The organism is Spirulina sp. CCNP1310, assembly GCF_034932185.1.
Classification (GTDB): Bacteria; Cyanobacteriota; Cyanobacteriia; order Cyanobacteriales; family Spirulinaceae; genus Spirulina.
This window is the reverse complement of the sequence record NZ_JAYGHW010000056.1, coordinates 1-7500: the sequence shown is the minus strand read 5'-3', so window position 1 is coordinate 7500 and position 7500 is coordinate 1. Positions and strand designations below refer to the sequence as shown.

Annotated in this window: 6 protein-coding genes and 1 pseudogene; 5 read left to right on the top strand and 2 right to left on the bottom strand. The window is 52.2% G+C overall.

Going from position 1 to position 7500, the window contains the following annotated elements; genetic code table 11:
* Window positions 1–130 precede the first annotated feature (130 nt).
* Window positions 131–781, bottom strand: a complete 651-nt coding sequence (tsaB, locus tag VB712_RS10700) for a tRNA (adenosine(37)-N6)-threonylcarbamoyltransferase complex dimerization subunit type 1 TsaB (protein WP_323254552.1) — start codon at window positions 779–781, stop codon at window positions 131–133.
* A 59-nt stretch (window positions 782–840) separates the two neighbouring features.
* Between tsaB and hisG the strand changes: the two genes are divergently transcribed.
* The 4 genes from hisG (at window position 841) to VB712_RS10680 (ending at window position 4639) form a co-directional block, all read left to right on the top strand.
* Window positions 841–1485 carry an ATP phosphoribosyltransferase gene (hisG, locus tag VB712_RS10695; protein ID WP_323254551.1) on the top strand — a complete coding sequence of 215 codons (645 nt, stop codon included), beginning with the start codon at window positions 841–843 and terminating at the stop codon, window positions 1483–1485.
* 396 nt (window positions 1486–1881) lie between these two features.
* Window positions 1882–3768 carry an ATP-dependent zinc metalloprotease FtsH2 gene (ftsH2, locus tag VB712_RS10690; RefSeq protein ID WP_323254550.1) on the top strand — a complete coding sequence of 629 codons (1887 nt, stop codon included), beginning with the start codon at window positions 1882–1884 and terminating at the stop codon, window positions 3766–3768.
* 104 nt (window positions 3769–3872) lie between these two features.
* The gene (locus VB712_RS10685; RefSeq protein WP_323254549.1) at window positions 3873–4250 is read left to right on the top strand and encodes a DUF433 domain-containing protein; all 378 of its coding nucleotides are present in this window, start codon (window positions 3873–3875) and stop codon (window positions 4248–4250) included.
* The gene (locus VB712_RS10680) at window positions 4247–4639 is read left to right on the top strand and encodes an ACP S-malonyltransferase (RefSeq protein ID WP_323254548.1); all 393 of its coding nucleotides are present in this window, start codon (window positions 4247–4249) and stop codon (window positions 4637–4639) included. The genes VB712_RS10685 and VB712_RS10680 overlap by 4 nt, the downstream gene beginning before the upstream one ends.
* A 32-nt stretch (window positions 4640–4671) precedes the next feature.
* On the opposite strand, the gene VB712_RS10675 is transcribed toward VB712_RS10680, so the two are convergent.
* On the bottom strand, window positions 4672–7020 hold the full coding sequence (locus VB712_RS10675; protein WP_323254547.1) for a response regulator: 2349 nt from the start codon (window positions 7018–7020) through the stop codon (window positions 4672–4674).
* 329 nt (window positions 7021–7349) lie between these two features.
* On the opposite strand from VB712_RS10675, the pseudogene VB712_RS20470 reads away from it, so the two are divergent.
* Window positions 7350–7473 (top strand): annotated as a pseudogene (locus VB712_RS20470) (RNA-guided endonuclease TnpB family protein); the annotation flags it as partial.
* Window positions 7474–7500: the final 27 nt, after the last annotated feature.

Genomic DNA, 7500 nt, shown 5'->3' with positions numbered 1-7500 from the left:
TTCCAGCCAATGTTCTGGAGGTTCGCCTAGAAGCTGGGCTTGTTTGTGTGATCTGTGGACTCAGACGAGTCCGGGATTAGCATAGGACACCCCCACCTCGCCGCAGGCAGGTGGGGAGAGCTTCATGAGCCTATACTGGATGTTGGCCATAAAAGGGTTTAGCTCTAGCCCAATGGGGGCGATCGCCCCCCCCATAACCCATTGCTCCCAGAGTAAATAATGCCCCCACCGTATGACCCAATTGCTCCGAAGCCGTCACCCGTTGGCAAAAATGGGGAAATGCTGCTAGGGTTTGCTCCCATTGTTCCGGGGTGTAGCGTTCATCCCCTTGGGCAGTTTCGACCCCTTCCGATGTCACTCGGTAAATCCCCCCAAATAATTCCCCCCGTCGGGCGGGATAATCCACCGCGATCCAAGGGGTGGAAAATTCCTCATGTTGGGCAGTTTGCCAGGCCACGGTGGCCAGGGTGGAAAAGGGGAAGAGGGGGATCTGTAACTGTTGGGCGAGGGTGCGGGCCGTGACCATGCCGATGCGTGTGCCGGTGAAGCCGCCGGGGCCTTGGGCGATGGTGATGAAGGCGAGATCCCGCCAGGTTTGGGGGGGGAGAAAATTTTGCAGATAATCGTGGAGATCCGTGGAGAGCGATCGCCCCAAATCCCAAACCTGAACCTGTTCAGGCTCCAAACCCGTCCCTTTCGCTAAACCGAGTTCTGTGGTAGTGGTTTGTAAGGCAAGGCCGTAGGCGATCATGATTTCGTTCCCCAATCCAGCAAGCCCCATCAAAACTACCACGGCCTTGGGGTATTCTGAGAATTACCCCCTCAGATTCCCCCCTTTCCATGCTGACGATCGCACTGCCCAAGGGCGCATTACTGAAAGATACGATCCAATTATTCCAAGCCGTTGGCCTCGATTTCAGCCTTTTCCTTGATGGCAAAACCCGCCAACTGCAAATCACCGACCCCACCGGCCAAGCCCGCGCCCTCCTCGTCCGGGCCCAGGATGTGCCGGTGTATGTGGAATATGGCCAAGCCCAGTTAGGGGTGGTAGGCTACGATGTCCTGCGGGAGAAAAAGCCCCAAGTGGCCCAATTGGCGGATCTGGGTTTTGGCGGCTGTCGCCTTTCCGTTGCCGTTCCCGCCGCCAGTGGCTACCAGTCTTCCCTAGAACTCCCCCCCCATGGCCGCGTCGCTTCCAAATTTGTCCATTGCGCCCGTGATTATTTCCGGCAGTTGGATTTGCCGGTGGAAATCATCCCCCTTTCTGGTTCGGTGGAGTTGGGGCCGATTACGGGAATGTCCGAGGCGATCGTGGATTTAGTCTCCACGGGCCGGACGTTGCAGGAAAACGGCCTGGTGGAAATTGATGTGCTATTCCAAAGCACCGCCCACCTGATCGCCCATCCCCTCAGCTATCGTATTGATGCCGTCGCCATTAACCATTGGGTGGAGAAAATTCGTGGGTTGCAACTAGCGGCGGTTTAGTTTTTCGAGGAGAGTATCCCCTCTCCCTAAATCTCTCTCCCCAAAAAGGGTGAGGGACGTTGAAGCTGATCTGCAATCCCCTTAATCAGAGCGTGTAGAGCTATAGGGGGTGTGGGGGCGAAAAATTTAATTAAAATTTCGCCCCTACACAGATCTAACGATACAACCGGATTTCATCCCTCTTCCCCAATTTCAAAGAAGGGGCGGACTGTCCAAGCTGGGGATGCTGACTCTACTCCGCCGACATCTTGGCCGAATCCTGAGAATTCTGTTAACTTTAATTAAGAACCCTTGGCCATCATCGCCAATCTTCTATAGAAAATTCTGCTTTAAACCCGATTTTCACCGCGCTAGGCGGCCTCCTAGCCCCCTTATCATCCACAAGAGATTAAGCTTATGAAATTTTCCTGGAGAATCATCCTACTTTGGACATTGCCAGCCCTGTTAGTGGGCTTTTTCTTCTGGCAGGGGAGCCTTGCCAGTAATGCCAATGATTTAGGCAGCAACACCGCCAGCACCCGGATGACCTACGGGCGTTTTCTTGAATATGTGGATGCCGGTCGGGTGAAAAGTGTTGATCTCTATGAAGGTGGCCGCACGGCGATTGTGCAAGCGGTTGACCCCCAACTGGATGGCCGGATTCAAACCCTACGGGTGGATCTCCCCAGTAATGCGCCGGAATTGGTGGCACAACTGCGGCAAGAAGGGGTATCCCTGGATTCCCACCCGATGCGCACCGATGGCGCAGTGTGGGGCTTTTTGGGGAATTTGATTTTCCCCCTCCTGCTGATTGGTTCTTTATTCTTCCTCTTCCGCCGCTCTAGCAATATCCCCGGCGGCCCTGGCCAGGCGATGAACTTTGGCAAATCCCGCGCTCGGTTCCAAATGGAAGCGAAAACTGATGTGATGTTTGATGATGTGGCGGGGATTGATGAGGCGAAGGAAGAACTGCAAGAGGTGGTGACGTTCCTGAAACAGCCGGAACGGTTTACCGCTGTGGGGGCGCGGATTCCCAAAGGCGTGCTGTTGATTGGCCCGCCGGGAACAGGGAAAACGCTGTTGGCTAAGGCGATCGCCGGTGAAGCAGGCGTGCCTTTCTTCAGTATTTCCGGTTCAGAATTTGTGGAAATGTTCGTCGGCGTGGGGGCTTCCCGCGTGCGCGATCTGTTCAAAAAAGCCAAGGAAAATGCCCCCTGTTTGATCTTTATCGATGAAATTGACGCAGTGGGTCGCCAACGGGGGGCCGGCATCGGCGGCGGTAATGATGAACGGGAACAAACCCTCAACCAACTGTTAACGGAAATGGACGGGTTTGAGGGCAATACCGGGATCATTATTATTGCTGCTACGAACCGCCCCGATGTCTTGGATTCGGCGTTAATGCGTCCGGGTCGGTTTGACCGTCAGGTGATGGTGGATGCGCCGGACTTTAAGGGTCGCCTCAAGGTGTTGGAAGTCCACGCCCGCAATAAAAAGCTGTCCCCGGATGTGTCGTTGGAGGCGATCGCCCGTCGTACCCCCGGTTTTAGTGGGGCAGATTTAGCCAACTTGCTCAATGAGTCGGCGATTCTCACCGCCCGCCGCCGCAAGGAAGCGATCACAATTTTAGAAATTGATGCCGCTGTGGATCGGGTCGTGGCCGGGATGGAAGGCACGCCTTTGGTAGATAGCAAGAGCAAGCGGTTAATTGCTTACCATGAAGTGGGCCATGCGATCGTTGGCACGCTCCTGAAGGATCATGACCCGGTGCAAAAAGTAACGCTGATTCCCCGTGGTCAAGCCCAAGGTTTAACCTGGTTTATGCCCAATGAAGAACAGGGCCTCACCACCCGCGCCCAACTCATGGCCCGGATCTGCGGTGCTTTGGGCGGTCGCGCTGCCGAAGAAGAAGTCTTTGGCGATTCAGAAGTCACCACCGGGGCCGGTGGGGATCTGCAAATGGTGGCGGGGATGGCTCGCCAAATGGTGACACGCTTCGGAATGAGTGAGCTTGGCCCCCTCTCCTTGGAAGATCAAAGCGGTGAAGTGTTCCTCGGCAATGGCTTCATGAGCCGGTCTGAATATTCAGAAAAAATCGCCACCCGCATTGATGCCCAAGTGCGAGAAATTGCCGAAAATTGCCACCAGCGATCGCGCCAAATTGTTCGCGATAACCGCGTCGTCATTGATCGCCTCGTCGATCTTCTCATCGAAAAGGAAACCATCGATGGGGAAGAATTCCGCCAAATCGTTGCAGAATACACCGAAGTTCCGGAAAAAGAACAGTTTATTCCTCAACTGTAGCCCTCACCCTCAATCTCTCTCCCCACTTGGGGGAGAGGGATTTAAACATAGCCCTCACCCTCAATCCCTCTCCCAGATCGAAAAACAGCTTGGAGTGAATTAATATGCCATTATCTGATGCTCATCAAACTGCAATTACACAAACAGAGCGCGGCCTAACCATTTCTGGTACTCGCATAACTTTGTATCAGATCATGGACTACATTCACGCCAATTATCCTCATTACTTCATTCGTCATCAATTTTATCTAACGGATGCGCAGTTTAATGCAGCTATCTCCTATATTAATGCTCACTCTGAAGAAGTAGAATCAGAGTATCAAACCGTCTTACGGCAGGCAGAAGAAATTCGGAATTATTGGACAGATCGTCACAAAGAACGCATTGCTGATATTGCTCAGTCACCTCCCAAGCCTGAATATACTGCTGCTTGGCAAAAACTGCAAATGCGTAAAGCTAAACGAGCAGCAATAATTCAGTGATTTTTTTGATTGATCATAATATTCAAGGGCAATCTCTCATGCTTTTTGGCAGTATCTTTTCTGAAGGATGGCTAGAAATATTGCCAATTCGGTTTATTTCCTTCGATGAGGTTGAATTGCCCATTAACAGTAGCGATCGCGTCGTTTGGCAATTTGCCCAAGACCATCAAATGATTCTGCTCACGGCAAACCGAAGCATGAGGGGTGAAGATTCTTTAGAACAAGTCATTCGTGAAGAATGTTTACCAACTTCATTGCCTGTCGTCACCCTTGCAAATGTTGATCGGATTGTTGAACGAGGATATCGTGAAGAATGTGTTGATCGGTTGATTGAAATTGCCCTTTATCTTGAAAATTATCGGGGTGTTAGTCGTTTGTTTATTCCATAATCAATAGGGCGAAAAATTTTTCGCCCCTACGATTAACCCTTCTTCTTCAACACCCTAACCCCGTTTTGATAAAGCTGGGTGAGGGCTTTGCCATCTTCGGGATAAACGGCTAAACTGCCTTCCATGCGAATCGCCAAGGCCAATTGACCTTCTAACAGAAAAATTTCCTGAGCGAGTAACTGAATCATGTCCCGAATCACTTTCTCGCCTTCCTTCCGTTTTAAACCATACATACCAATAATAAATTCCCCGCCACTCCATCGCGAGATAATATCTTCCCGTGAACAGGTTTTTTGCAATAATTGACCGAACCGTTTGAGAATGCGATCGCCTAAATCATGGCCATAATCATGATTAATGGTTTCCAAATCTCGCACTTTAAGAATAATCAGACAAATGGTTTGCTGTTCCTGTTGGGCGAGGGCAAAGAACCGTTGAAAATCCTGCTCGGCTCGGTAACGGTTGGCGACCCCGGTGAGGGGATCTTTTTCTGCTAAATCCCGCAACAGGCGACTGCGTTCGAGGCGATTAAACAGGCGCGTTACCAATTCCGGCTCACTCACCGGCTTACTAATATAATCATCGGCTCCGATTTGATAGATGCGTTGGAGCATCTCGCGATCGCAATTAGCTGACAGAAACACAATCGGTAAATGGGCCCAGTTGGGATCATTACGCACCACTTGGCACAATTCCAAACCATTAATATGGGGCATTTCTACATCAAGGATCAGCAGATCCGGGGCGGTGCGCTGGAGGGTGGCCCAAAATTGGCGGGGATCTTCGAGGGTTTGTAACTCAATGGGCCAGGGGGCAAGAAAATTAGCCATGGCAGTGAGCAATACCGGATCATCATCCACCGCCAAGACCCGCGCTTCCGGGGGGCGCTGTTGTTGGAGGTGGTGAAAAATGCTGGTAAACAGTTCCGCCGGTGCAATCGGTTTGAGAAAAAAGCCCTGTACCCCTAAACGAGCCACCGCCACGCGATCGCCAAAATTATTTTGCACCGTCAACACCAAGAGCAGTGGCGGTTTCGGTAAATGGCACAATTGTTTAAGCAGTTTTAACCCCGCCGTGGGCCCCTGGGGAAAGGCTAACTCGACAATCACCACATCCGGCAGGGGTTGATCCAGGCCGTGATCCCGCCACTGCTTAACTTGGGCGATCCGCGATAGCGCACCCATCGCCTTCTTCCAATCCCCACAATAGGCTAACTCTAAGGGCCAATGCTGTGCCTCCGTGGCCAGGGCCGCCCCTTGGGCCTGATCCGAGTCAATGATCAGAATATGCGGCGGATGCTCGACGGAGAGGGAGGGGGAAAGCCCCCGACTAAAGGAATGGGCGGGAGAGGGAGCGGGTTGGGGAGTGGGGGCGGGCAATAATGCTTGCAATTCCCTCAAGATCTGCCGTAAATGATCCCCTTCGGCCACCGTCACCGGCTGCCCCAAACCCAATTCCAACTCCCGCGCCAAATCAGAGCCAGTGGGAAAGCCAAACATCCCCAAGGAACCCACGAGTTTATGGGCTTCTTGAACCGCTTCCCAACGCAGGGCATCGGATAAATTACCCCCTTGGGCGGCGGCGATCGCCCCTGCGATCTTCTCCAACCGTGCTAAAATTGGCTCCCGAAACTGCTCCCAAAGCTTTTCCATGCCCCCCTGCATCGCCTTGGCTTTGGGGGTTTCTGGGGTAGGCTCGCTGGGGTCGGGAGCCACTGCCTTGAGGCAATACCCCACCCCATAAACTGTTTCAATCGCCCCATCCGCCCCCACCGCCTTTAACTTCCGCCGCAAGCCCTTAATATGGGCCCGCACCGTTTCCTCTCCCGGCGGATCATCAAAAGACCATAAATGTTCTAAAATCGCCCCCTTCGTAAACACCTGGCGCGGGTGGCGTAAAAACAATTCCAACAGATTATATTCCTTGGGGGAGAGGTTCAAAATTTCCTCATCCCAACGGACTTCGCAGGCACTGGGGTTCAAGCGTAGCGGCCCCCAAGTGAGGATCGGCGCACTGGAATCACTTTGGCGGCGCAGGAGGGCGCGGATCCGGGCCAACAGTTCAGGAATCGTGCAGGGCTTGACCACATAGTCATCGGCCCCCGCATCAAGACCCGTCACCTTGGCCTCACTGGTATCATTAGCCGTCAATAACAAGATCGGGCTGTTAATCTGGGCTTGCCGCAACCGCCGACAGAGGTTGATCCCGTCCAACTTGGGCAAGCTCACATCCAACAGCATCAAGTCATAGGTAAAACTGTTGGCATAATCCCAACCTTCTTCACCATCACGGGCAATATTGACCACATAGCCTTGATGGAGCAGCGCGTCATTGAGCGTCTGCAACAAAATTTCATCATCTTCCACCAAAAGTAAACGCATTTAGGATTTAGCGATCTATGTATGGGCATCGGGGATGAAGGGTGATTTCGCCATCACGGGATTAGGAAGGATTGAGGGTTTTGGCGGTTATGCATGGCATCAACTCAAGTCCATGGAAAGTTGGGGTTTGATGCCTTGATTATCCATCTTTCCCACTGGCATATTCACTGAGTATAAATGCTCACCTTCCTCTCCTGATGTTGCCTAGCTTACGAAAATAGTGCGGGAGTCTTAGAGCAACGTCAATTTATTGCGGGGATGAAAGACGACACGAGCGACTTTAGTCGCCCTCCTTGGGCCAGTCGTGTTATGCTGATTATATTGGATTTCAAAAGTCCAGGAACTATCACAAAGCTAAAAACCGACAGGCCTGGAAGCATTTAAGGGTAAGCAGGCAGCGTAATGAGTGGGCGGATTGCCTACTGCGTCATCCAATCTAACGATTTGGTCGCCTAGGAAGACTTGAATGTGAAAGGGTTA

Bases quoted from the DNA above. Each gene is read 5' to 3' on its own strand.
- ftsH2 (WP_323254550.1), top strand. From the start codon at position 1,882: ATGAAATTTTCCTGGAGAATCATCCTACTTTGGACATTGCCAGCCCTG.
- tsaB (WP_323254552.1), bottom strand. From the start codon at position 781: ATGGGGCTTGCTGGATTGGGGAACGAAATCATGATCGCCTACGGCCTT.
- VB712_RS10675 (WP_323254547.1), bottom strand. From the start codon at position 7,020: ATGCGTTTACTTTTGGTGGAAGATGATGAAATTTTGTTGCAGACGCTC.
- hisG (WP_323254551.1), top strand. From the start codon at position 841: ATGCTGACGATCGCACTGCCCAAGGGCGCATTACTGAAAGATACGATC.
- VB712_RS10685 (WP_323254549.1), top strand. From the start codon at position 3,873: ATGCCATTATCTGATGCTCATCAAACTGCAATTACACAAACAGAGCGC.